This is a genomic window from Enterococcus sp. LJL51, from assembly GCF_054871795.1.
On record NZ_JBTXLW010000014.1, the window covers coordinates 57,603 to 78,258 of the forward strand.

Annotated in this window: 27 protein-coding genes; 3 read left to right on the forward strand and 24 right to left on the reverse strand. The window is 32.8% G+C overall.

Translation table 11 applies throughout. The features are described 5' to 3' along the window. Positions 1–7: 7 nt before the first annotated feature. The 16 genes from ACYSNQ_RS12950 to ACYSNQ_RS13025 all read right to left on the reverse strand — a co-directional run bounded on the left by ACYSNQ_RS12950 (position 8) and on the right by ACYSNQ_RS13025 (position 8,703). The gene (locus ACYSNQ_RS12950) at positions 8–343 is read right to left on the reverse strand and encodes a hypothetical protein (protein ID WP_426083992.1); all 336 of its coding nucleotides are present in this window, start codon (positions 341–343) and stop codon (positions 8–10) included. An 88-nt stretch (positions 344–431) separates the two neighbouring features. Then, positions 432–833, reverse strand: coding sequence for a DUF961 family protein (locus ACYSNQ_RS12955; RefSeq protein ID WP_426083993.1), 402 nt, complete (start codon positions 831–833; stop codon positions 432–434). A 1-nt stretch (position 834) separates the two neighbouring features. Next, positions 835–1,185 (reverse strand): hypothetical protein, encoded by a 351-nt coding sequence (locus ACYSNQ_RS12960; RefSeq protein ID WP_426083994.1) that lies wholly within the window; start codon positions 1,183–1,185, stop codon positions 835–837. A gap of 113 nt (positions 1,186–1,298) precedes the next feature. Next, positions 1,299–3,935 (reverse strand): MSCRAMM family protein, encoded by a 2,637-nt coding sequence (locus tag ACYSNQ_RS12965; RefSeq protein ID WP_426083995.1) that lies wholly within the window; start codon positions 3,933–3,935, stop codon positions 1,299–1,301. A 208-nt stretch (positions 3,936–4,143) separates the two neighbouring features. Continuing rightward, the gene (locus tag ACYSNQ_RS12970) at positions 4,144–5,394 is read right to left on the reverse strand and encodes a hypothetical protein (protein WP_426083996.1); all 1,251 of its coding nucleotides are present in this window, start codon (positions 5,392–5,394) and stop codon (positions 4,144–4,146) included. A gap of 55 nt (positions 5,395–5,449) precedes the next feature. Continuing rightward, a complete protein-coding gene (locus ACYSNQ_RS12975; protein WP_426083997.1) occupies positions 5,450–5,764 on the reverse strand; it encodes a hypothetical protein in 315 nt (104 codons plus the stop codon). A gap of 20 nt (positions 5,765–5,784) precedes the next feature. Then, a complete protein-coding gene (locus tag ACYSNQ_RS12980) occupies positions 5,785–6,090 on the reverse strand; it encodes a hypothetical protein (protein ID WP_426083998.1) in 306 nt (101 codons plus the stop codon). A 6-nt stretch (positions 6,091–6,096) separates the two neighbouring features. Then, the gene (locus ACYSNQ_RS12985) at positions 6,097–6,273 is read right to left on the reverse strand and encodes a DUF6906 family protein (protein ID WP_426083999.1); all 177 of its coding nucleotides are present in this window, start codon (positions 6,271–6,273) and stop codon (positions 6,097–6,099) included. Positions 6,274–6,284: 11 nt separating this feature from the next. Continuing rightward, a complete protein-coding gene (locus ACYSNQ_RS12990) occupies positions 6,285–6,509 on the reverse strand; it encodes a hypothetical protein (RefSeq protein WP_426084000.1) in 225 nt (74 codons plus the stop codon). Positions 6,510–6,709: 200 nt separating this feature from the next. After that, a complete protein-coding gene (locus tag ACYSNQ_RS12995) occupies positions 6,710–7,003 on the reverse strand; it encodes a hypothetical protein (protein ID WP_426084001.1) in 294 nt (97 codons plus the stop codon). 23 nt (positions 7,004–7,026) lie between these two features. Beyond that, complete coding sequence (locus ACYSNQ_RS13000; protein ID WP_426084002.1) at positions 7,027–7,248, reverse strand: hypothetical protein; 222 nt, start codon at positions 7,246–7,248, stop codon at positions 7,027–7,029. A 32-nt stretch (positions 7,249–7,280) separates the two neighbouring features. After that, positions 7,281–7,502, reverse strand: a complete 222-nt coding sequence (locus tag ACYSNQ_RS13005) for a hypothetical protein (protein ID WP_426084003.1) — start codon at positions 7,500–7,502, stop codon at positions 7,281–7,283. Positions 7,503–7,539: 37 nt separating this feature from the next. Beyond that, the gene (locus ACYSNQ_RS13010) at positions 7,540–7,689 is read right to left on the reverse strand and encodes a hypothetical protein (protein ID WP_426084004.1); all 150 of its coding nucleotides are present in this window, start codon (positions 7,687–7,689) and stop codon (positions 7,540–7,542) included. A gap of 102 nt (positions 7,690–7,791) precedes the next feature. Next, entirely contained in the window at positions 7,792–7,989 is a 198-nt protein-coding gene (locus tag ACYSNQ_RS13015) for a hypothetical protein (RefSeq protein WP_426084005.1), read from the reverse strand. Then, a complete protein-coding gene (locus tag ACYSNQ_RS13020) occupies positions 7,979–8,293 on the reverse strand; it encodes a hypothetical protein (protein ID WP_426084006.1) in 315 nt (104 codons plus the stop codon). The genes ACYSNQ_RS13015 and ACYSNQ_RS13020 overlap by 11 nt, the downstream gene beginning before the upstream one ends. Before the next feature lie 17 nt (positions 8,294–8,310). Next, on the reverse strand, positions 8,311–8,703 hold the full coding sequence (locus tag ACYSNQ_RS13025; protein WP_426084007.1) for a hypothetical protein: 393 nt from the start codon (positions 8,701–8,703) through the stop codon (positions 8,311–8,313). 883 nt (positions 8,704–9,586) lie between these two features. Between ACYSNQ_RS13025 and ACYSNQ_RS13030 the strand changes: the two genes are divergently transcribed. After that, positions 9,587–9,946, forward strand: a complete 360-nt coding sequence (locus ACYSNQ_RS13030) for a helix-turn-helix domain-containing protein (RefSeq protein WP_426084008.1) — start codon at positions 9,587–9,589, stop codon at positions 9,944–9,946. 545 nt (positions 9,947–10,491) lie between these two features. Beyond that, positions 10,492–11,412: a helix-turn-helix domain-containing protein gene (locus tag ACYSNQ_RS13035; protein ID WP_426084009.1), complete on the forward strand. Its 921-nt coding sequence runs from the start codon at positions 10,492–10,494 to the stop codon at positions 11,410–11,412. Positions 11,413–11,726: 314 nt separating this feature from the next. Here ACYSNQ_RS13035 and ACYSNQ_RS13040 read toward each other — a convergent pair whose 3' ends face one another. From ACYSNQ_RS13040 to ACYSNQ_RS13075, 8 genes are all read right to left on the reverse strand, one after another. Then, positions 11,727–12,647 (reverse strand): hypothetical protein, encoded by a 921-nt coding sequence (locus ACYSNQ_RS13040; RefSeq protein ID WP_426084010.1) that lies wholly within the window; start codon positions 12,645–12,647, stop codon positions 11,727–11,729. A 57-nt stretch (positions 12,648–12,704) separates the two neighbouring features. After that, positions 12,705–13,247, reverse strand: a complete 543-nt coding sequence (locus ACYSNQ_RS13045) for a T6SS immunity protein Tdi1 domain-containing protein (RefSeq protein ID WP_426084011.1) — start codon at positions 13,245–13,247, stop codon at positions 12,705–12,707. 19 nt (positions 13,248–13,266) lie between these two features. Further along, a complete protein-coding gene (locus tag ACYSNQ_RS13050) occupies positions 13,267–14,856 on the reverse strand; it encodes a polymorphic toxin type 15 domain-containing protein (protein WP_426084012.1) in 1,590 nt (529 codons plus the stop codon). Continuing rightward, on the reverse strand, positions 14,843–15,235 hold the full coding sequence (locus ACYSNQ_RS13055; protein WP_426084013.1) for a hypothetical protein: 393 nt from the start codon (positions 15,233–15,235) through the stop codon (positions 14,843–14,845). The genes ACYSNQ_RS13050 and ACYSNQ_RS13055 overlap by 14 nt, the downstream gene beginning before the upstream one ends. A gap of 4 nt (positions 15,236–15,239) precedes the next feature. Continuing rightward, complete coding sequence (locus ACYSNQ_RS13060) at positions 15,240–15,491, reverse strand: DUF3130 family protein (protein ID WP_426084014.1); 252 nt, start codon at positions 15,489–15,491, stop codon at positions 15,240–15,242. A gap of 441 nt (positions 15,492–15,932) precedes the next feature. Beyond that, a complete protein-coding gene (locus ACYSNQ_RS13065) occupies positions 15,933–16,742 on the reverse strand; it encodes a hypothetical protein (protein ID WP_426084015.1) in 810 nt (269 codons plus the stop codon). 56 nt (positions 16,743–16,798) lie between these two features. Then, complete coding sequence (locus ACYSNQ_RS13070; protein WP_426084016.1) at positions 16,799–18,226, reverse strand: nSTAND3 domain-containing NTPase; 1,428 nt, start codon at positions 18,224–18,226, stop codon at positions 16,799–16,801. A gap of 438 nt (positions 18,227–18,664) precedes the next feature. Then, positions 18,665–19,333, reverse strand: coding sequence for an HAD family hydrolase (locus tag ACYSNQ_RS13075; RefSeq protein WP_426084017.1), 669 nt, complete (start codon positions 19,331–19,333; stop codon positions 18,665–18,667). Positions 19,334–19,742: 409 nt separating this feature from the next. On the opposite strand from ACYSNQ_RS13075, the gene ACYSNQ_RS13080 reads away from it, so the two are divergent. After that, positions 19,743–20,621 (forward strand): AraC family transcriptional regulator, encoded by an 879-nt coding sequence (locus ACYSNQ_RS13080; protein WP_426084018.1) that lies wholly within the window; start codon positions 19,743–19,745, stop codon positions 20,619–20,621. Positions 20,622–20,656 lie beyond the last annotated feature (35 nt).

Below are 20,656 nucleotides of genomic sequence, written 5' to 3' on the forward strand. Positions count from 1 at the left end.
ATCCTCTCTATACAAATATTTTTGTTTCACTAATTTCTCTAGCAAATTCAAGTATTTCTCTATTGCTTGTTTTTAAATATTTGTTTTCTATCATAAAACGAATATATGAACCAACACGTCTCAACATAGATTTCTCACTGTAATTATCAAAGTACAATTTAACAATTCGGGTTTCTTTTTTTCCTGAGTTGAACGAATATTTAATAAAGCTATACTTTCCAAATACCTCCTCAATCACTAAAAAATAATAAGGTGTTTCTAACAAATACAGTTCTGCACCATTTGTTTCTAAAACAGCAAAACCAAGTTTTCTAAGTTTTTTAGATACTAATTCCTCCTCCACTAAAAATATACGCCCTTTCTTTAAAGTCATATTTTTTTACATACAAAAAGCGACTAGCCTTTGAAAACTAACCGCCTATTTTAACTAATTATTTTTTATTTTTTGATTCGTCACTTTGTCCTGTAACTGGTCTAGTTGCACCTTTCTTCTTAACATCCAGCGCTTCAATAGTAACAACCATGTTTGGCATTTGCCCATTATTCATATTCCGTTCAAATACTTTCGGCTCAACCAGCTCAATTTCATCATCCATTTTTAGCTGAGACAGATCCACCATCGGATTATCCTCTAAGCTAATTTTCGCTCGAAATTCTGCTCCTTGTTTTTCTGATAAAAACTCAAAGCGAACGGCTTTAGCTACGCCTCGTTCACCATCTTCTCCACGTTCTTCTTGATCAGAGATTTGCTCCAGAAAAGTCAATTTCCCAAAAGTTTCTTCAAAATTGATTAATGATGTAATATCATTTCCATCTACCTTAATTGATGACATATTATTTTTCCCCCTTCATTTTCAAACCATCTGCAAAAACACTACGCTCTACAAATCCAACATAATCCGTTTCACGCCTACCACTAGAACTTGTATATTGGGAAGAATTTACTCTTCCAACCGAATGTAAACTAGGATTAATAATTTCTACTTCTTGATTAGGTTGTACTGTTACTCCAGATCGTGCTGGTACAATTAGCTCGAATGCACCAAATTGCGGATTTCTTAATGAGTAAATTTTAACCATCATACTTTTTCCCTCAATGGTCATCGTCCGCTGCTCAACTCTTCCATTTGCCTTTGTATTTTTTAAAGCCTCGTCTTTTATTACAGGTTTTTTTAATGTTGCCATAGTTTTATTCCTTCTTTCCAATTTTATTCTTGATTATTAAGATAATAAGAATGCCTAGAGAAGCGAATCTCTAGGCATAAAAAAATAAGCATTCCATAGCGAAATACTTTCAATTATTTAGTTGGTGTTTGTTGTTTCTTTTTCTTATATAGCAGATACACGCCACAGCCAACTCCAGCAAGCAATGCCAATCCGATGATTGTTAATGTCTTTCCTACTTGTTCACCAGTGTTAGGGAAAGAACCTTTTGTAGCTGCTGGCTCTTCATTTTTAGGTGTCTCGTTTACTGCCAACAAAAACCCTTGATTTTTGTCTTTGCCATCGATATTGTGTTCAACATCTTTTTCATATTCCTTTTCAGTAGGTTTGTTAAATCCATATTCTTTCCAGAAATAAGTTGTTCCTTGCGGGTCTTTCTTATAATCGTACTCAGCAATTACTTTTTCAGTAATTTCCTTATCAGTAACTTTATAATCTACTTTTCCAGAACTCCAGACATCTTTTTGAGTACCATCTTGATACACAGCAACTAGAATGGCTTCATAAGCTCTTTCTGTTCCCACAGGGATATTTTCATGAGTAATCTTTAAATCATCATAGAAAGTGATATTATCACCCCATGTGAACGTGTTTGTCTTTCCATCACCAATATGTGCTTGTGTACTCATACCAACTTTTGGTTTTTCGACAAGAACAGCTTTATCTTTCAAAGTATATGTTCCCAAATCAACATTTTCTCCCTGAGATAATTCAAGTTGTGTAAGTGTTTCTTCGGAAAGAATATTTCCAGATTTTTGGTCTTTAACAGTGAAAACGAAAGAATCAGATTTTTTATCATAGGTATGACTAATTTCAATTGGATCAATGTCTTTATAGCCCTCAATGCCTTTTGTTTCTTCCAGCAAATAATTATCAAGCGGTAAATCAGAAAAATCAAAGTATCCTTTTTTATCATCTACAGTAGCAGTAGTAGCTACTGTTTTTTCTTTTGTACGCAAGTTAGTTAATGTAAATTCTACACCATTTTTAAAGATTTCATTGGTTTCATTTTGGATTAGCTTTTGTCCGTCCAAATTCATTCGAATTACATCATCATTACTTAAAGCATTATCAACAACAACTGCTGTGTGCTGGTCTTTATAAGTTAATTCTACAAAATGCTTTGTTTGATCTAAGACATAACCTGTAGGAGCAACTGTTTCTTGCCAGTAATAAACTCCTAAATCTAATTTATCAAGCATAGCAGTTAAATCTTTGCTCAACGTAAATTCTTCCAACATAGTACCATCCTCTTTAAAAAAGCCATATTTAGCATTCGCTAAAGGATAGTTAGGGTTTAAAGGTGTACTAGATTCTGTCGTTTTATCCTGTTTTGTTAACGTACTCTTTCCAGTAGCCTTTTCGTTTTTAAATTCTACAGTTGCCGTTTTACCAGCTTGAATGATAACCGATTTCGTATTGTTTGTTGCTAAAACATATGGAGCAGGTACAAATTTTTCTGTTACATCAACTTTCGTATCATGAATAATACCGTCAATAACAGCCTCGCCTTTCTCATTAGTTTTGGTAGCATGAACTTTACCTGATTCAACTTCCTTCACCTCAAATTCAGTATTAGGAACCAGCTCACCAGTTTTTTCATCTGTTTTAGTAATTTTCACTTCGCCTGTTCCAATAATTTTTACTTGATATTTTACAAAGGGAGGGTCACTCCAAATCCCCATTTTCTGTGTGCTATCTGTAAATTGAGATTTAGAAATCAATGTTCCAGAGCCAATCTCTCCTCCAGGATTTACTGGTGGAATCCCAGCTCTAGTTTGAGGTAAAAGTACATCAGTTAATGCTGTAAAAGTAACCACCTTATTATGAAGACTTACCAAGTCAGCACTATCATCCAGCTTCACTTCAATTTTTCCATCTTTTACAGTACCATTTACTCCATTAGTATCACTCACTGCAATAGAATTTTCTCCATTTAAATATCTACTGGATTTACTTGTTACTGTTTGCCCCTTAGTAAGGGTATCCATCGGACTATTGGTTAAATCCTCTTTGTTTCCTTCTTTCATAGCTTTTGCAGTGGCTTTTGCCCATTCATCCTGACTGCGAGCAGAAGATAGTGCTGCTGAAAGACCATATGGAGCATAGCCTTTCAAAAGAGTATAAACCTCCGCCTCAGAGAGTTTCATTAAATTCAAATGATCTGGAATTTCATTTATACCTAAAACATTGTCAATATGAACCCCAGCATGATTAGCTAAATCATTTTCATAAAGATACATTGCCGCATTCATATAAGCGAAGTCAGATAAAACCCCAACATCACTATATTTTTTTCCAACAGAATTATTTGTAAATCCATACGCATTAATCATTCTAAGCATTCTATTTAAATTGACACTTAGTCCAATATCGGAAGGATTATCATAAACATTTGTTGGTGTACCTACTGAATTTTTCAACAGAGGTTGTAAACAAGCCCAAAGATTGCCATTCACATCATCTGGAATTTCCAGAGAGCTATCCTTTACCACTCCCTGCGGAATAATTCCCACTTTTTGACCATTGATATTCACAAACCCCAAATATCCGTCATTATCAGTAACTAATTTCCATTCAGAAACGTAATTGTTACTAGACACAACTTCTGCTAATGCTTGTGAACTATTCATTAGCATTGGAGCGATAATGCTTAATAATGCTGCTCCAACTCCAATTTTCTTCAATTTCTTTTTCAGATTACTTTTCACTAAAAACTTCCTCTCTTATTTTAATCTCAACTATTGCTTTACAATTATTCAGATATTTTATTTATTAAACCTACACTATTTCTTTGCAGGAATAACCAGTAAAATCACTTCTAGCTCTTGGTTGATACATAACCAATTCACGCTCACCTCCATATTTTGTGTATAAAAAAAAGACAGCCTTTTTTAAGCTGTCTGATGTACTATGATTTTATCCGTATACAGCAGATATTCCGCCGCTACTTCCTAAAAGATTATTTTGTAATAGTTCTCGTCTCTTTGCATTCACCCACGCTATCGCCTCTTCTTGTGAAGAATAAACTGGAGAAGTATAGTAGCCTCCATTCTCATCTTCCACCCAACCTTGATATTTTACTGTAGGCTGAGGTGTTGGATCGGGTGTAGGCGTTGGTGTTGGATCAGGTTGAGCTGGTGTTGTGGGTGTTCCTCCAGTTTGCGAGTTGCCACCTTGAACTGGAACTCCAGCATTGCTGTTAGAAGCCGCAGAACCACCACCAGCCGAATTATAATCTTGTGCTGGTGTATTTTGTTGTCCCTCATTAAAATTGGCCTCAGTATTTGTTTGAGCTGCTGCCTGTTCATTCGCTACTTCTTCATTTTTATCTTCTGCTGTTACTTCTGTACTATTACTATCTACAGATTCTTTCTTCTCTTCATCTGATTTTTTCTTAGCGCTAATTTCTTTTTTTACTTTATCCAATTTTTCGTCTAAGCTTTTTTTACTTTTCTGATTCTTAATTTTATCCACTTCTTTTTTTGCAAAATCATACAATTTTTGGTCAGTAGAAATTACTTTATCCTTATACACTTTTTCTACTGCCACTTTAGCAGTTTCAATTTGTTTTACTTGATTTTTAGCAGTATCAATCAATTCATTTGTTGCTTTTTCAAATTCTGATTTTGTTTCTTTTACATAAAAAGATTCTTCAATATTTTCTAAATTCTTAGTTGATAAATCATTTTTAATAGGAAGATTTTTATCAACTTCATCACCAATGATTGCTTCCTTTTCAAAAAGCATATTAACCTGTTTTTTAGCACTTAATGTTTTTTCTGCTTTGGATAATAATTCTTCACTCATACCTTTATAATCTAAAGCAGTATCTTTTTGAATACCTCGTGGAACTGAAACTCCTTCATATTCCTTCTCAATACTTATTAATCTTTCTTCCAGCGTGGTTATCGTTTTTTCATCTACATCTTTTGTTAAAAAATCTGATTTATCCTTGCTGAACAAATTATTCGAATCATTATAAATTGCTTTTAATTCTTTTTCTTTCATTCCTAATAATTCTAATGCTAATGTAGTTTCTTTTTGGTATTGGTTATCTGCATAAACCTTATAGCCAGCACCACATGCAACAATGATTAAAGCAATACCAGAAATAATAACTGCTTTTTGTTTTTTTGATAACGATTTTACTTTATCACTTAATTTCATTTTCTTTCCTCCTATTTACCCTAAATGGAAATTATCTTATACTTTTAATTAAAAATCAATTCCAGTTAAGTATTTTCTTTGCAACAAATTTTTCAACCTCTTCTTTATAGTATCGTTCACGAGCAAAGAAGATTTTTTCTACTCTCAAGCTATCTAAAACTCCAGCCTCATCAAAAAATAAATCTGTTGCTACAGCGGATTGTTTCATCATTCTTTCACCAATTTTTTGTTTTAATTCATGAATTTCACTTTCATTTTCATCCACATTCAAACTAAATCGATGGAGTTGACTATCTACCTTTTGGAAAAATTCGTTCTCTAATGTCTCCCAAAAATTATCCAACTGTAATTCTGAATCTAAAATTGCCATATTCTTTTCCTCTTCTCTTCTTATTTTTCTGTCACTATTTCATCAGTAATGATTACTTGCTTTTCAAAATCTCTATTCATTTTTTTCTCACAAATTCTTACTAGCTTTTCTAAAAGCTGACTAAAGATTTTTTCTATATCCGTATCAGTCAGCATGATTTTTTTATAGGATAAAAAATACTCCATATAAAAATCACTCATGCGATCATAGAGATATTTATAATGTTCTACAAAGTAATCGTAGCTTTGCCAGCACCTATACACCTGAAATTTCTTAATTAAAAACCCCCGATACTTTTCTTGAATTTTTTCTAATTTTTCCTTCACGTTTTTCTAAATCCCTTCATACACTAATTCTTTTTCCTTTTTTGATTTTTTATGAACAATTATCATCCTTCCATTACTCAAATTTCTTACAAGCCATTTTGATGGATTCAAATATTGATTTCCAATTTTTTCTCGTGCAATACGTTCTTTCATCCTTCTAGTCGGTCGTCTATCTCTTGCCATCTTTTTTCCTCCTAAATTTTTACTTGATAATAAAGTTTTCCATTAATCCGTATGTATTCCAAAGCAACTTCTTTGCTTTCTTTAAAAAAACGAATGAAAGTAATTTGTTCTGTTTGTTTCTCTATTGCCTGAGCCTTAAAGAAATCTTTCAACAGAACTACTTTCATTCGTTCTTTTCTTGCATATTCTTTTAACAATTTCATCCCTTCACCACTACTCAACATTCTTGTTTCCATAATTTTTCCTTTCATGTTATTTATTTTTCAGTTTACATATTCTAGTAATTCCAAAGTAGCTACTTCAACCTTAGAGAAATATATACTTTACATATAGAAGTATGCGAATTATAATTGGTCTAGGTGGAGGGCACACTTTAAACCCCATTAGATAAGTTTTTTCACTCTTTAACTATTCGTGAAATTATTTTGTCCTCCACTTATTGCTTGTTATTTTTTTTACATCTTTCAAGTGTTCTCAGCTCTTTATCTGTAAACTTTACTACTTCAAAATCCTCTTTAAATGCATTCTCATAATCTCTTATTGCATTCGCAGCCGTTTTTTCTGATTTATATACCTTAATTTTGTGGATGTTAGGAAAACCTAATACACTTCTTTTTCCTGAATCAATCCTCGTAACAGAAACATATCTATTTCCCTGATGAATAAAGCTACCTGTAACAAAACCTCTTAATCCATCAACATTACATCGTATTCCGTACATGTTATTCATCCTTTCTCAGTGTGGAGTGGTTGCTACTCTATAAAAATAAAACGTTGATTCGGACTTAACGTAGCATGATAAACGGTTTTTCCATTAATATCTGCTATAAATGGGAAGCAGCTTAGCCCTTCTTCTTCAATAAGAAACGATGGTATTGCAACCTCTTTTTCTTTAAGCAGTTCTTCAGCATAATAATTTTTATCTAATCCATACCTTGATAAAACATTTTTCAACACTTCAATTTCTTCTTCCATTCAAACCTTCCTTTCTTAGTGTGGAGTGGTTGCTACTTTACAAACAGTTTCATCATTTCACTATAATCTGTTGGAAAGTATCTTTCTTTGAAAATTTTTAATTGATTACTTCCATCTTCATTACATATATCAAAAAGTATTGCTTCCATTTCTTCATACAATTCAATGAGACTATTTTTACAAGCATTTACATCCCCTAAATCTTCTGATTGCTCTAAGTCTCTTATGATACTTTCAAATGAATTGCTATCCATTCATACCATCCTCTCTTTCTGTTGTGGGGAGTGGTTGCTATTCTTCATTACTTTCTTCGTATATTTCAAATCTTATTTGCTCAATCTCATATCGAACTGTTGCAACTACATCATCAGCATTTTCAGCATTCATTTCTCTAATTTTTTCAATCAGAACCTCTTTTTTTCTCTCAATAGTCCTATTCATTACCTACTTCCTTTCTTAGTGTCGAGTGGTTGCTTAATCAAGAATTTTTACCTGATTTCTAATTTCTCTAACAAATCCTTCAACAAATTCTTTTTTCAACATTTATTCCTCAACTTCCTCTCCATCAACAAACAGTGTTCTTGAAACCCTGTAATCATTAGAAGTAACTACATCATCCTCAAAATATTGTCCTGATAAAAATTTCTTGATCGCTTCCTCTTTTGAACATGCCTCGATTACTACTCCACGTTCTCTAAGTTCTGACCATTCAAATGAGAAATCCATTTCGTTACTTTTCATCAGAATAGCCCTCTTTTTCCAATCGCCTGTACTCGATAAGACCTTCCAGCAATTTCACCATAGCTTCGGTGTTATCTTTTAAATGTTCATCTGAACAAAACATACTTCTAACTTTCAAAAATTGTAGCTGGTCAATAATAAATTTCTCTAAATCAAAAGTTACACCGTCAGCAGTTTCTGATTCTTTTTCATCAATCATTAACACACTAACAATCCCTGCCGCTCTTCCTTTACAAATGATTGCCTCCAACTCTTCCATTATTTCTTCCTCGCTTTTCTTTTTTAATAGACTTAAAATACTCATTTACTTCTCCTCTCTTCTTATTCATATTTATCTAGGTCTTTATAAATCATTTTCAATGCTCTGCGTATTTCTTCATCGGTTAAAACCCAACTATCCTCAATAAATTCTGTCATTCCTACCAACATGGCACCCGAAACTACTAACAGCATCAGTAATTCAAAACTAAATTTAAAATTATTTAAAAATAAATAACATAATGCCAGCACAATTATTGCTACAAATCCACACACAAAACTTTTAAACATAGGTTGTTTTCTAATTCGTTGTACTTTTGTCAAATCAATCAATGAAATGTAAAATTCCTCTTTTCTCTTCAATGTAAGTTGTCGCTGCTTTTTGAAGTTCTCCTCCTCCTTTTTCTTTTCTTCACTAACTCTCTTACTTAATTTGGTATACTCTTCTCTACTCATAATCTCCTCCCGTTTTTCTGCATTACAGCAAAGTCAATTCTTTAACTAAACTGGAATACAGAAAAAGGACACTCTTAAAATAAGATTGTCCTTATATTTCTGCTATTCTATTGATTAATCAAAGCTACTTCTCCTTTGAAAAAGAACTTTTTCTACTTATGGATTATAGCTTTGTTTTTTTAATTCAGATTCTTAATTCATGGCATAGAATGCTGATACTTTAGTATCTCAAGAAGTTTCCTGCAAGTTCCCAATTAAGGTATGAAATCAGAACTCCCTACATTCATTTCTTAGAATCATCTTCAATGGCTAAGAGTTTCCCTCTATCTCGGCGCATTAATAGATTGCCACATACGGTGTACCAGCCCTGCCGCTTCTCGTTCATGCTTACACATTCCTTATCATTCGAAATGCTGCCACCTTTAGAAGTAACTTTCATCCAATTAGACACCGATCTATCCTAAGCGGGATTTCCCCATTGCCTCATCCTTTAACTAATAAGTTAAAATCAGAAACCTAGCCCTCAGCTATAGACAAGAAGTTCTAACCTTTGAAAATTCATGAACACTCAGCTTTACTCTACTGCCACCTTGCTAAACAATCATAGGCTGTTCTGCACTACCTCAAAAAGACTGATAACCTAAATCGAAAATATCATCCTTGCATTATTTCGTAAATTCACTTAGAATAAAAGTGTCGAAGTTTTACTATAAGTGTTTGCGAAACAGAAATTTATTTTCTTTTCGTGAATGCTTTTTTGTTTATTCAATTACTAGGTAACATTTCGTTTCCTTAATTACATATTATACTACGTTTTGTAGTTTGTCAACACTTTGTTTCCTATTTTTGCTATAATTACAAAAGAACGTCGAGGGAGGGTATTATGGTGTTTAAAGACCGATTACTAGAACTAAGAATAGCCCACAATCTAACTCAACAAGAGCTCGCTGACAAACTAAATGTAGTTAAGCAAACCGTTGGCAGCTGGGAACGTGGGAGAACTGAACCATCACTAGAAAGTCTAAATGGCTTAGCAACTGTTCTACACACAACTACAGATTATCTAACTGGGCAATCTGATTTTACTGAACCCGACGAACGATCTATCGAAGCAACAACTCGTTTAATTTTCCCCGACAAAAATCCTATTTTTACGGAAATTGTTCAGAATTTAACTTTATTAAACAACAGTGATTTATTACATATAAACGCTTTAGTAAAATCTTACGTTGAGCAAAAATAGAAAAGAGCTGAGTAAATTCTCAACTCTCTTTTTTTATGTTCTCTAAAACTCTTAAAAAATGAATTATGACAGTTGGGTCTTCTGTCTCATTAATAAGTTTTATCAACTGCTCCTTTTTTTCGTGCATAACATCCACCGCCAAAAAGTAATTATAGAAAGTGCTTTATCATAAACGGGTCTGATTATAATAGTTTATAGTCATTTTCTACTGTTTTATTTATAACGATTTGTTATACTATAATACAGATTAATTAATTAACAGAGCAAGAAAACATTGTGCAATGAATGCTTTCTTGCTTTTTTCATTACTTGAGGTAATTTACACTCCTCCAACAAATCCCAGAGTGACAATTCCCCACAAAGTAGTCAGAAACATTATCTCACCTCTTTCTAATAGTATGATTATAATTTACCAGATTCATCAAAACATAGATATACTTTAAAGTAAGATTTTCAATACAGCAAAATTTAGTCTTAAATTCTCTTATAATCAGAAAAAAAACATGTGTTTTCTTATAATTATTTGCTATAATGCAAAAAAGGAGGTGGAAATACTGAAAACAGGAGATTTATTTCGTTTTTTCAGATTAAACAATAAACAAAAACAAAAAGAACTCTTAGATACTAATGTATCTACATATTCAAGAATCGAAAATAACACTAAGGCTGTAAATATTGATGAATTTAGCACAATAGCGGACAGATTATCAATTACAGCAGAAGAGTTTGTTCGCATGTCTGATTTAGACAAAAAGCAAAACGATTTCATTTCACTTTTCAGATATTGTTCTGAACATCCTAAAAACAATGAAAAGAAAAAGAGGCTTCTCTCTCACTACTTTAATAAATCAATAGAAAAATTGAATTTAAGAGAACTTAACAACTACATAGCGATTAAGTTAATGTTTTGTGCAGTATATGAAGAAGTTGAAGATATCAATGAAGAAGAGAAAGAGTATATTTGTAGTTATATCGAAAAAAGGACATTTTTAACACACTACGATTACAATCTTTTGTTAAATGCAAGTGCCAGATTCAACAAGAAACAGGCTGAAAGAGTTGTAAGGAAGGCAATCCCTGTCAAGAATGAACTCGAAAGATCACATAAAACAGTGATCTTTGCATACAATATCATGCGAAACATCATAACTATGCTTATCTACAAAAGTGATTATGAGACTGCTGAAAAATATATTTCAATGACAAAAGAACAACCTGTCAATTCTTCAAACTACGAACAAAGAATGAATATAGAGTATCTCCACAACTTAGTTCAATATCTAAAAACAGGAAAAAAAGAATATTCAGAAAAAATTACACGTTACATCAGAACATTAGAAGATTTAGGACTTAGCGAAACAGCAAAAGTAGTTGATGAAGAATATGAATACGTTATAACGAACAAAGGAAGAGAAGTAGATTTAGGTGGCGGGAACCATCCTATTAGACACATAAAAGAAAATTGATTAGTTATTACTACATGCTTACTTTGCTACAATATCTTCTTTTTTTTGATGATGACAAGCCAAAAAAATCAAAACAAAGAGCACTATCTATTTTCTCTTAGATAATGCTCTTTGTTTTAATTTCATTTTTTTCTAGTGAGAACATTTTTGAGAACAATAACAACATTTTTGTTCCCAATGCACAAAACAAGACTTTCAAGAATGCTGATATTACCGCTTTTTTACGATTATTCACGTCTTTTATGAAATCGTAATAAAATGATTTTCTAAAACATATACAGACAAACAGAATCTTATCTATTAACAGATAATCCTTACATATTTTCAAATGATTTACCAAGAGATTTCAGTGCTTCAGTAAATTGTGCTAAATCAATTGAAGAATTGGTTACTACAGCAAGATCTCCAAGTGCTTTTGTAGCTCTATTTACACTCTCAATAGGAATACTTTTGGTAGCACTAAGAATTAGCTCCGTACCCACTTTCAAACTATTAGTAAAATCAACTCCAATTGGATACAAATCATTTTGTGTAAGCATTTGCTTAATTTCAAGGTCAAAATCTTCATTCAATTTTACAAACAACTCACTAGCTTTTGCATAAGTAGCCTTATTTATGTTGTGCGCATGCATCACGTTATTACGGAATTTTTTTATTTCAGAAAAGTTATTTTTAAGTAATGGAATAGAGTTTCCTCCATTAATTTTATCCCAAATTGTGTTTTCCTCAATTTCTCCAATTACTTTCAGAACTTCTTCTTTTGAAAACGAACCATCAAGAATAAATTTTGATTTATCATTTTTATTTTTGTTGACGATTGTTTTAGTTCCAGTTATAAATTTTTCATCTGTAAATAACAGCCTATAAAGCTCCCCAAAGTCTAATTTTTCTAATTCTCCATGTAAATCATAAAATCTTCCCTCATCACTTTTTATTATAGCAATGTATACAAATTCTCTAAGTTTTCGTTCCATTTTATTAATTAGTTTAAACAGTTTTTTGTTAAAATACTCAGATGAACCGCAAGATGTTAAGTATATTTCATCCATATTTAACTTTATCTTAGTATTAATTTCATCCAATAAAATTGCGTTTTCCATACTCTCTTCTTTTGTTGAATAAAAAACCAAGACCATATCTTCTACAATCTCAAATTTATCTACTTCAACTATATCAGTAGAATATTTTTTTAGTTCTTCTAATCGAACTGATTTGGCAATATAGCTGTTTTTCACAATCCAACCTCCTAATTTACATCTATAAATAAATCTTCAATTTGCTTTTTCATTTTCTTATATAATAGAACCCATTAATTCAGTAATCAAAATTATGTGTTCTCTAAGTTTCACAATTTTTAAGTTTTCGACTTGCTCAGCTCCCCCTAATCCCAAAAGAGGAACATAACCAAAACATTCTTCAAATTTAGGAACACCATTGATTTCTATAGCCTCAAGATAAGGAGCCCATCTTAAATCCTCTTCTCTAAAATCTTCATCAGATAAATCTTCAAAGAAAAACTTAAATCCAGACATTATTGTATCTGTCACTCCATATCTAAACCTTATTATTCTAACAAAATTTCCTTCCCAAATAATCAAGTCTCCCAATGCTGTAGCAAACAAAACAATCCCATCATGGAATCTTTGACTTCCTTCAATTAATAACTCTTGAAAATCATCAGGATTTACGGATTTTATAAATCCATTTAAAAATGTACCAAATCCGTATTCTTTCCAGAATAATAGCATTTCTTCTGGTATTCTATCTTGATACTTTTCAATTACTTCTTTACTGGCTTTCTGCTCTATTACAAAATCATCAAATAATTGATTCATAAATATTCTCCTCTTCTGCTTATTCAATCAACTTAACATTCAAATACGTATTTTTCAACTGCTCTGGAGTCATGTCTTTAGATACCTCATAGATATATTTATCAAGATCATTTATCCTGTATCTCCACTGTGCACCTAGTGAAGAATTTATATTTGCATCTCCTACGCCTTGTATATTCCAAGGGTATCCACCAGCTACCATGTCTGGATTATGCAAGGCAGCTTGATTCTTAAGCCATTCTTCAGCTTTTACTTTTGCGTCAGTTCTTGAAAGTCCCTGATTTCTTAAATCAAGAATTTTTTCAGCCAATGCTTCTTGTCTAGCGGTTTTCTGAAATTCTGCCGCACTATTACTACGACCGTTAGAAAGATATTCTTGACGATTTTTCATATATTCTTCAATCGATAACTGATTCATCCCATTTTGCTGATCTTTCAGTTGTCTTGCAAACTCTTCTGCATCGTGTGTTGATTTTCGATTAAAACTGATTTCAAATTCATCTACGATTTGTACATTCTTTTTCGCATTACGCATTTCACCAGTTTTTTCGACAATCTTATAATCTCCGACATCATTCAGTTTGTTGAATAATTTCAGCTCTTTTTCTGTTAACGATACGCCATCCAATAATTTATTACCTAGTCTGACATTTTCTATTAAACTGAGTACTTTTTTGGCAGATAATACTTCTAACACTGTCCAAAATCCTGCTTGCATCCATTCACCAAAGGTTAAACTCTCTCCTGTAACAGGGTCTCTTCCTAAAACAACCCTGTACAAGTCATAAGCACCTGAAAACTCACCCGCTACGTTTAACATGTCCTTTAAGCTCTCCTGCATGGATAGCCAGACATATTTTTCAGTCAATTCTTTATCATATTTTCCATTCTTATAGACTTTTAACTGGACATCTTTATCTCTGCCCCAATCAACTGTAAACCTAACAGACCTTTTTTCTGGCTGATTCTCATTGAAATCTGTTAACCGATTAAACCAGTCCGCTTTTTTATAGCTTCTTGGGGCATATCCTTGCGTAGGGGTGAAGTGTTTTTGTGTGCTGATTTGTCTCATCCCTGTTTTCAAGTCTGAGATTGTCCCCTTTACATCATCAAATACATTTCCATGTTTCGCTTCAAAGTCTCGGTATTTCGTCAGTAGTTCAATTTCTTCGGTAAAGTAACTGGTGCTTGAATCTAGCCCGCTCAAGCGATTGGCTAGGTTGCCTAAAACATAGTCCTCAGCCTTCGCCATTTCGCTGATGATATCTCGTCGCCTTGCTTGAATAGCTGTAAGCCTTGCCTGCATTTCTTCAAGTTTATCTGTATCCAGCTGATTTCTAGGTGCTCCGACTTCTGACTGGAAATCAGATAGATAAGAGGTCAAAGTTTCTGAGGTGGTCACAACACTATTCCAAATCCCTTTTGAAAGAGTAGGGTATACATCAAAATAACTTTTTGTGTTCTTCCACGCTGTTCCGTCTAGCTCAGAGGTTTCATTTAGTTCGTTTGCAGCATCTGACACAGCAGATAGTGACGAATCTAACCGCAAAGCGACACCATTTAGAGCGTTAGCCACCTGAGACAGTTCAGCATAATCAATCTTTGGCATAGTCATACACCGCCTTTTGCTGTCGTCTTATCTGGTCTTCTAACTCTTCTCGTGCGACTTTCGTTTTTCGTTCCTGTTCGTCTAGTTCTTCATACTCTGATTCTAGCATAAAGCGACTATGACGGGCGGTTTCTTCCCGCTCATGTAAGCCACGTTCGGCGTGAATATTTGCTGTTGTGCCGTCTGAAAGAAAAGCAATTTCATCTAATAAAGCCAGTTCTTCTTTGTTTAAGTGATTGTATTCTTCCATAGCAGAGTTCAAATATTTTTTTGCTTTTCCAAAGATTGTTTCTTTTTCCTCCGCTTTCCAGTGTTCCTGCTTTAGCTCGTTTAACCGTTCGAGCTGTTTTTCTTTCTCGTTTACATTCTTCTCATTCACTGAATCACCGCCCCGCTACTTTTTCATCAGTTCGCTGTAGTGTGGTTGCCAATTTAACCAGATTCGCACTGTCAGCGTTTAGATTTGCTGAAAAGTTTTGAACGATTCTCGACAGATCAGAAAGACACGTTTCTAACCCTGAAACTGCTGGACTTGACGAATAAGAGATAGTAGCATCCAGTTTCATTGATAGTGAACTAGCGCCAGATAATTTACTAGCGATTGCTGCTGCTTTTTGTGGATTATTCTTTAACAATCGTTTCACTCCTCTTGATTTCTATACAAATTTTATTGTAAGAAATTGATAAGTAAATTGTATCATATACTTATTCATGAGAAATAATTTTTTTTAACCTTATCTATGAGAATATAATTTGACTTATTACTTCTCTATATTTCTTTCAGAGCACAAATAAATCTTCATCACTGGAATAGTAACAAGCAAAAAAATCAAAATAAAGAGCACTATCTATTTTCCCTTAGATAATGCTCTTTATTTTGATTTCATTTTCATTCTAGTGAGAACATTTTTGAGAACAATAACTACTTTTTGGTTCCCAATGCACAAAACAAGACTTCCAAAAATGCTGATATTACAGCTTTTTACTTATTGCTTACACCTTTTCTGAACTCATGTAAAAATAACTTCATCATATATTTGATCTTTATCTTAATAGGCTCTAAAAACATACTTTTTTCACTTTTCAAACATAGACTTTATCATTTCTACATCACTATCTTTTCTATTTGTGAATTTATCTTCTAGTTTCTCAGCACCTCGAAATAAATCATATACTGTATCACTAATATTAAATCTACTGACTATTTCCCTTGTTAGATTATACACATTTCCTATTACCAATCCTTCGGGGAGTACCTCATTAAATGTTTCAATTTCATTGAAAATTTTTTCTTCTAATTTTTGAATAAGTTCTGACTCTATTAATTCATGATCTTCATAATCATAACCCATGCCAGCAATTATCTCACTAGCAATCGCGCTATCTTCATATATTAATTCATCGTGTATCTCCTCAATAACGGTATCTTCAAGAGCAGCTTCAAATATCTTCATAGAAATATTATCATTAATTAAATGATTATCTTTCATCTTACTGTATAGATTTATAATGGACCTTCTATCCATATTTTGAATTATAAGAAGCAGTTTATCATTAGAACAGAAAACTTCCGATAAATCATAAAATTCAAACATTCCATTGTGTAATAATTTTGTTATTAATAAACTGTAATTTCGAAATTTTGCCGCTTCCAAGTTTTCATGGGCTCTTTGTACCGATTTTTTAACTTTCTCAAGCAGATTTGCATCCAATATCTCATGTTCTATTACTTGTTCTAAAAAGTAGTAAAAACTTGAATTACGCAATGTTTTAACTTCCAATATATTATCAGAAAATAATTTATTCATCAAGATTTTATCTGATTCATTAGATTTGTTATATCTGATAATTTGCTCAAAAAAAACTGCGCTTTTAATAGTCTTCAATTGCTCGTTCTCATTTATACTAATTTCTTTTAAGAGATAATCATTAATTGAAGGATTCAAAACTGATATAAACCTTTTTTTTCTTTAAATCTTATCGTTACCAAAGATTCTGTTAATCGTTTTAAAACTCTATTAAAATGATTCGTGGTGGTATCTAAACTTTTTTCATTTCTGATTCTTGAATTGAATGCCTTTTCTAATTTATCACTTTCTACATTGGTATCTGTTAATGAGTATAGCGTATTCATGAAACATCTGTCTTCGATACTCATTCTATTTTCAAACTCGTCTCTCCATATATCTGCTGGATGATCTAATTTTTCTAAAACATAGTTATAATATCCTTCTGGAGAAATCGATTGATAATTTCTTTTTTTCGTAACGTATTCAATAATCCGTGGATTATAATTTTTATGAGAGACAATTTTCAAATAATTATTATCCACTTTTATATTCTTAAAATATGCACTAGGTATTCCGTTGAAGTATAAATGATTGTATAATATCTTAGCTTTTTCATATTTTGAAATTTTATCTAAATCAATTAGATATTTCTGAAGTTCGTACCTATTCATCAAATCATTAAATTTTAATGACCATTCCATCGCTTCATTTAATATAGTAATTCTGCTATTTAATATTATTTTTTTGCTACTACTTCTACTAATAAATGATAGTAGTGTTTTCAATTCATTAGGCTGATCGTCCCTCAATCTTAAATAATGCTGTCCCAAAAAATCATCTAAAAGCACAAGCTCCTTTTTTTCCAATTTTAAACTTATTGATTTTTTTAAATCAGATAAATTATTGTTAGTTGCATACTTTATCGCAAATCCTTGCTCGATGTAATGTAAAAGAAGCATCTCAGAAATTGTACTCTTGCCTACCCCAGGAGCACCTACGATAATTAATACATTATTCTCTTCTAACTTATCTATAGCCTCACTATACGAACTAGTACTAACAAATAATTCTATTTTTGATTTAATATCCTCGATTAATTCCGCAGAATCTAGAAAAACATTCTGATTTTGTATAATTGAAAGTACATTGGAAGCATTAAGCCATAATTTGAAATTTTGTTGAACTATTTCAGAATTTTTCTCCATTTCCAGAAAAGAATCAATATCATTCTTCCCCCATATATTTGAAATATCACTCATGTATTTTGAAAATAAATTTAGTATTTCCAATTTATTTTGTCGAGTTAAAGGTTGTGTAGTCATAATAAAATATTGTTTTGGTCGATGCTTATCCACCTTTGGTAATTCTTCTTTTAAGGAACGGAATAATTGTGAATATGAGCTTTTAGCATAATGCTTCGCTTGGATTAAAATCTCAGGATGAACTTTGCTATCACATATATCTATGCCTTGGTCTACTCCTCTAGGAAATACAAATAAAGGTTTATTTAACTTAATCTGCATTATATCTCTACATAAGATTTCAAACTCATAATCATTTAGCATTGTATAATCAAACATTTAATTTCTCCTTATTAACCTTTTCTCCCATGACTGTTGCACATAATGCTAGCTTTATTACAACTTCCTAGTAAGTCTATTTTAGATTTCATTAGAAAGATAACGCTGAGGATTTTAAAAATTGCTTTCATATTTTCTCTTGGTTTCTAAATCATAATTTAGTTGATATAAATTTCAGAGTATCTACCACTATTCAAGGGTAACAGTGAAGGTAACAAAAACTACTTTTTAAACTTTTATGATGTAACTACAAAAATTGAAAGTAGAGTAATAACAAGCATTCCAGCATTATCATACCTGAACCATTATTGAATCTTTATTGGTTCAGGATACTGCATAATTCTTTATACTTCCTTTCATATCGAGTGTTTAAAGCCATTATCTTCCATTATTTTGGCTCGCATTTGCTATTAGTAAACGTCCAAGATTCAACAAAAGTTAACGTAATAAAATTTCCTTAATCCGTGGATCGTTAAAATCATCAATAACAAAGTCAACTAGCCCAGTTTCTTCCAGTTGCTTATGATTTTCGTCAGTAGCTACCGCAATAATATGTTTTGCTTTAGCATTTGCCGCACCAGTCAATCCAATGAGCGAGTCTTCAAAAATAATCATCTCACTTGGCGATGCGTTAATATTTAAAGCGGCTTGAATATAAAAATCCGGAGCCGGCTTGCTTTCCAAGATGCCATCATTATAAACTACCTGATTATAATCAAACCAGCGATCCAGTTGAAAAATCTCAAAATAAAAATCAAGATTGACCTTGGGAGAAGCAGTCGCAATATTCATAGGAAAGTTATGCTCCTTCAAAAATTCAAAATAATCCACCACTCCTGGAATTAGCTGTTGGTGCTCTTCCTTCACTACCAAATCGCGGTAAAGTGCTTCTTTGCGGTCAGATAATTCTTCGCCCTCTGTTTTCGTCAGAGGCTTTCCTAAGATTGCTTCCATAATCAAATGATTCGTTCGACCATGAACCTGACTAAATTCCTCTTGGGAAAATTTACGCCCAATCAGCTCTTGAATAAACTGCTGCCATGCTTCCTCATGTAAATAGGAATCACTAAATAAGGTTCCATTAAAATCAAAGATAACAGACTGCATCTTTCTCCTCCTCCATCTGACTGCACAGCAGCGCAGTACATTATTATCTTTTATAATAAGAATTCAATCTTTTCTTCTCAAACAAAATCAGCACTCTATACTCTTTTCTCATAAAAATAAAAAAATCATTTTTACGACAAAAAATCAGCCGCCTTCTGAGTGCTTCTGTACATCTTAGCAGCCAATTTCTTTCTTTAGCTCTATTGTCTATTTTAACACATTCCTGTTATCAAAAACAAAAAGTATTCCTGTCATCTCAACTGATTATATTTCTATTTTTCATTTGCAGTCTTCAACTTTTTTTGTATGGCAATTTTTGACCTTTTCGATAATATCCGACATAAAAAGTCGAATGATTCCCTTACGAATTATGATATGATGTGGATACTAAAAAAGGAGATAATTACTTATGAATTGGATGAAACAAATCAACGAGGTAATCGAATACATCGAAGCAAACCTTGAAGGGGATATCAATAATGACGAAATCGCACTACTAGCTAATTGTTCTATCTATAATTTTCAGCGAATGTTCTCTTATATTGCCGACAAATCATTAAGCTCTTATATTAGAGAACGGCGCCTGACCAAAGCTGGTGTCGCTGTCCAGCATACCAAAGAATCCATTGGTACAATTGCCAACTGCTACGGATATGATTCTCAGGATTCATTTGCCCGGGCTTTTAAAAAATTTCACGGGGTTCTTCCTTCCGAGGCAAGAAAAGCTCCTCATTCCTTAAGGTCAACCTCTAAATTGCATTTTGAATTGACTGTCAAAGGGGATTTTAATATGAACTATTCTATTGAAGACTGGCCGCAGTTTTCAATAGCTGGATTTATCCACAAGCTGGACAAAGAAACTATTTATCAGTCGGTTCCCCAGGTGTGGGAAACCCTATGGCGCTCCAAACAAATAGAACAGCTAATTGAATTGTTTAAGCAGACGGATTATCGACCTGCTGGCTTCATCGGCTCAAGCATCCATGATTCAGAAAATACTGTTGACTATTTGACTGGCGTTACTAATTATGTTGACGCTCCTGATGTATGCTATGCTGCACCACTAGCAGGGATGGAGGAAGTCACCATTCCAGCTTCAACCTGGATTATCATTACAGCAAACGGAAAACTACCGGAAGCCACCCAGCTTCTCTATCAGCAATTCTATAGCGAGTGGCTGCCAAGCTCTGATTATGTATTGTGCGATATCCCTATAATAGAAAGCTATATGCAAAATGACAGACAGGAGATATGGGTTGCTATCAAAAAAGCAGGAGACCGCACCTGACACTGTCAAAAATTGCTTCTGACTACTGACAGGTG

What these genes read in the sequence shown, in the direction of transcription:
- ACYSNQ_RS12955 (WP_426083993.1), bottom strand. Translation starts at nt 833, where the DNA reads ATGTCATCAATTAAGGTAGATGGAAATGATATTACATCATTAATCAAT.
- ACYSNQ_RS12960 (WP_426083994.1), bottom strand. Translation starts at nt 1,185, where the DNA reads ATGGCAACATTAAAAAAACCTGTAATAAAAGACGAGGCTTTAAAAAAT.
- ACYSNQ_RS12970 (WP_426083996.1), bottom strand. Translation starts at nt 5,394, where the DNA reads ATGAAATTAAGTGATAAAGTAAAATCGTTATCAAAAAAACAAAAAGCA.
- ACYSNQ_RS12975 (WP_426083997.1), bottom strand. Translation starts at nt 5,764, where the DNA reads ATGGCAATTTTAGATTCAGAATTACAGTTGGATAATTTTTGGGAGACA.
- ACYSNQ_RS12985 (WP_426083999.1), bottom strand. Translation starts at nt 6,273, where the DNA reads ATGGCAAGAGATAGACGACCGACTAGAAGGATGAAAGAACGTATTGCA.
- ACYSNQ_RS12990 (WP_426084000.1), bottom strand. Translation starts at nt 6,509, where the DNA reads ATGGAAACAAGAATGTTGAGTAGTGGTGAAGGGATGAAATTGTTAAAA.
- ACYSNQ_RS12995 (WP_426084001.1), bottom strand. Translation starts at nt 7,003, where the DNA reads ATGAATAACATGTACGGAATACGATGTAATGTTGATGGATTAAGAGGT.
- ACYSNQ_RS13000 (WP_426084002.1), bottom strand. Translation starts at nt 7,248, where the DNA reads ATGGAAGAAGAAATTGAAGTGTTGAAAAATGTTTTATCAAGGTATGGA.
- ACYSNQ_RS13005 (WP_426084003.1), bottom strand. Translation starts at nt 7,502, where the DNA reads ATGGATAGCAATTCATTTGAAAGTATCATAAGAGACTTAGAGCAATCA.
- ACYSNQ_RS13010 (WP_426084004.1), bottom strand. Translation starts at nt 7,689, where the DNA reads ATGAATAGGACTATTGAGAGAAAAAAAGAGGTTCTGATTGAAAAAATT.
- ACYSNQ_RS13015 (WP_426084005.1), bottom strand. Translation starts at nt 7,989, where the DNA reads ATGAAAAGTAACGAAATGGATTTCTCATTTGAATGGTCAGAACTTAGA.
- ACYSNQ_RS13020 (WP_426084006.1), bottom strand. Translation starts at nt 8,293, where the DNA reads ATGAGTATTTTAAGTCTATTAAAAAAGAAAAGCGAGGAAGAAATAATG.
- ACYSNQ_RS13025 (WP_426084007.1), bottom strand. Translation starts at nt 8,703, where the DNA reads ATGAGTAGAGAAGAGTATACCAAATTAAGTAAGAGAGTTAGTGAAGAA.
- ACYSNQ_RS13030 (WP_426084008.1), top strand. Translation starts at nt 9,587, where the DNA reads ATGGTGTTTAAAGACCGATTACTAGAACTAAGAATAGCCCACAATCTA.
- ACYSNQ_RS13045 (WP_426084011.1), bottom strand. Translation starts at nt 13,247, where the DNA reads ATGAATCAATTATTTGATGATTTTGTAATAGAGCAGAAAGCCAGTAAA.
- ACYSNQ_RS13050 (WP_426084012.1), bottom strand. Translation starts at nt 14,856, where the DNA reads ATGCCAAAGATTGATTATGCTGAACTGTCTCAGGTGGCTAACGCTCTA.
- ACYSNQ_RS13070 (WP_426084016.1), bottom strand. Translation starts at nt 18,226, where the DNA reads ATGTTTGATTATACAATGCTAAATGATTATGAGTTTGAAATCTTATGT.
- ACYSNQ_RS13075 (WP_426084017.1), bottom strand. Translation starts at nt 19,333, where the DNA reads ATGCAGTCTGTTATCTTTGATTTTAATGGAACCTTATTTAGTGATTCC.
- ACYSNQ_RS13080 (WP_426084018.1), top strand. Translation starts at nt 19,743, where the DNA reads ATGAATTGGATGAAACAAATCAACGAGGTAATCGAATACATCGAAGCA.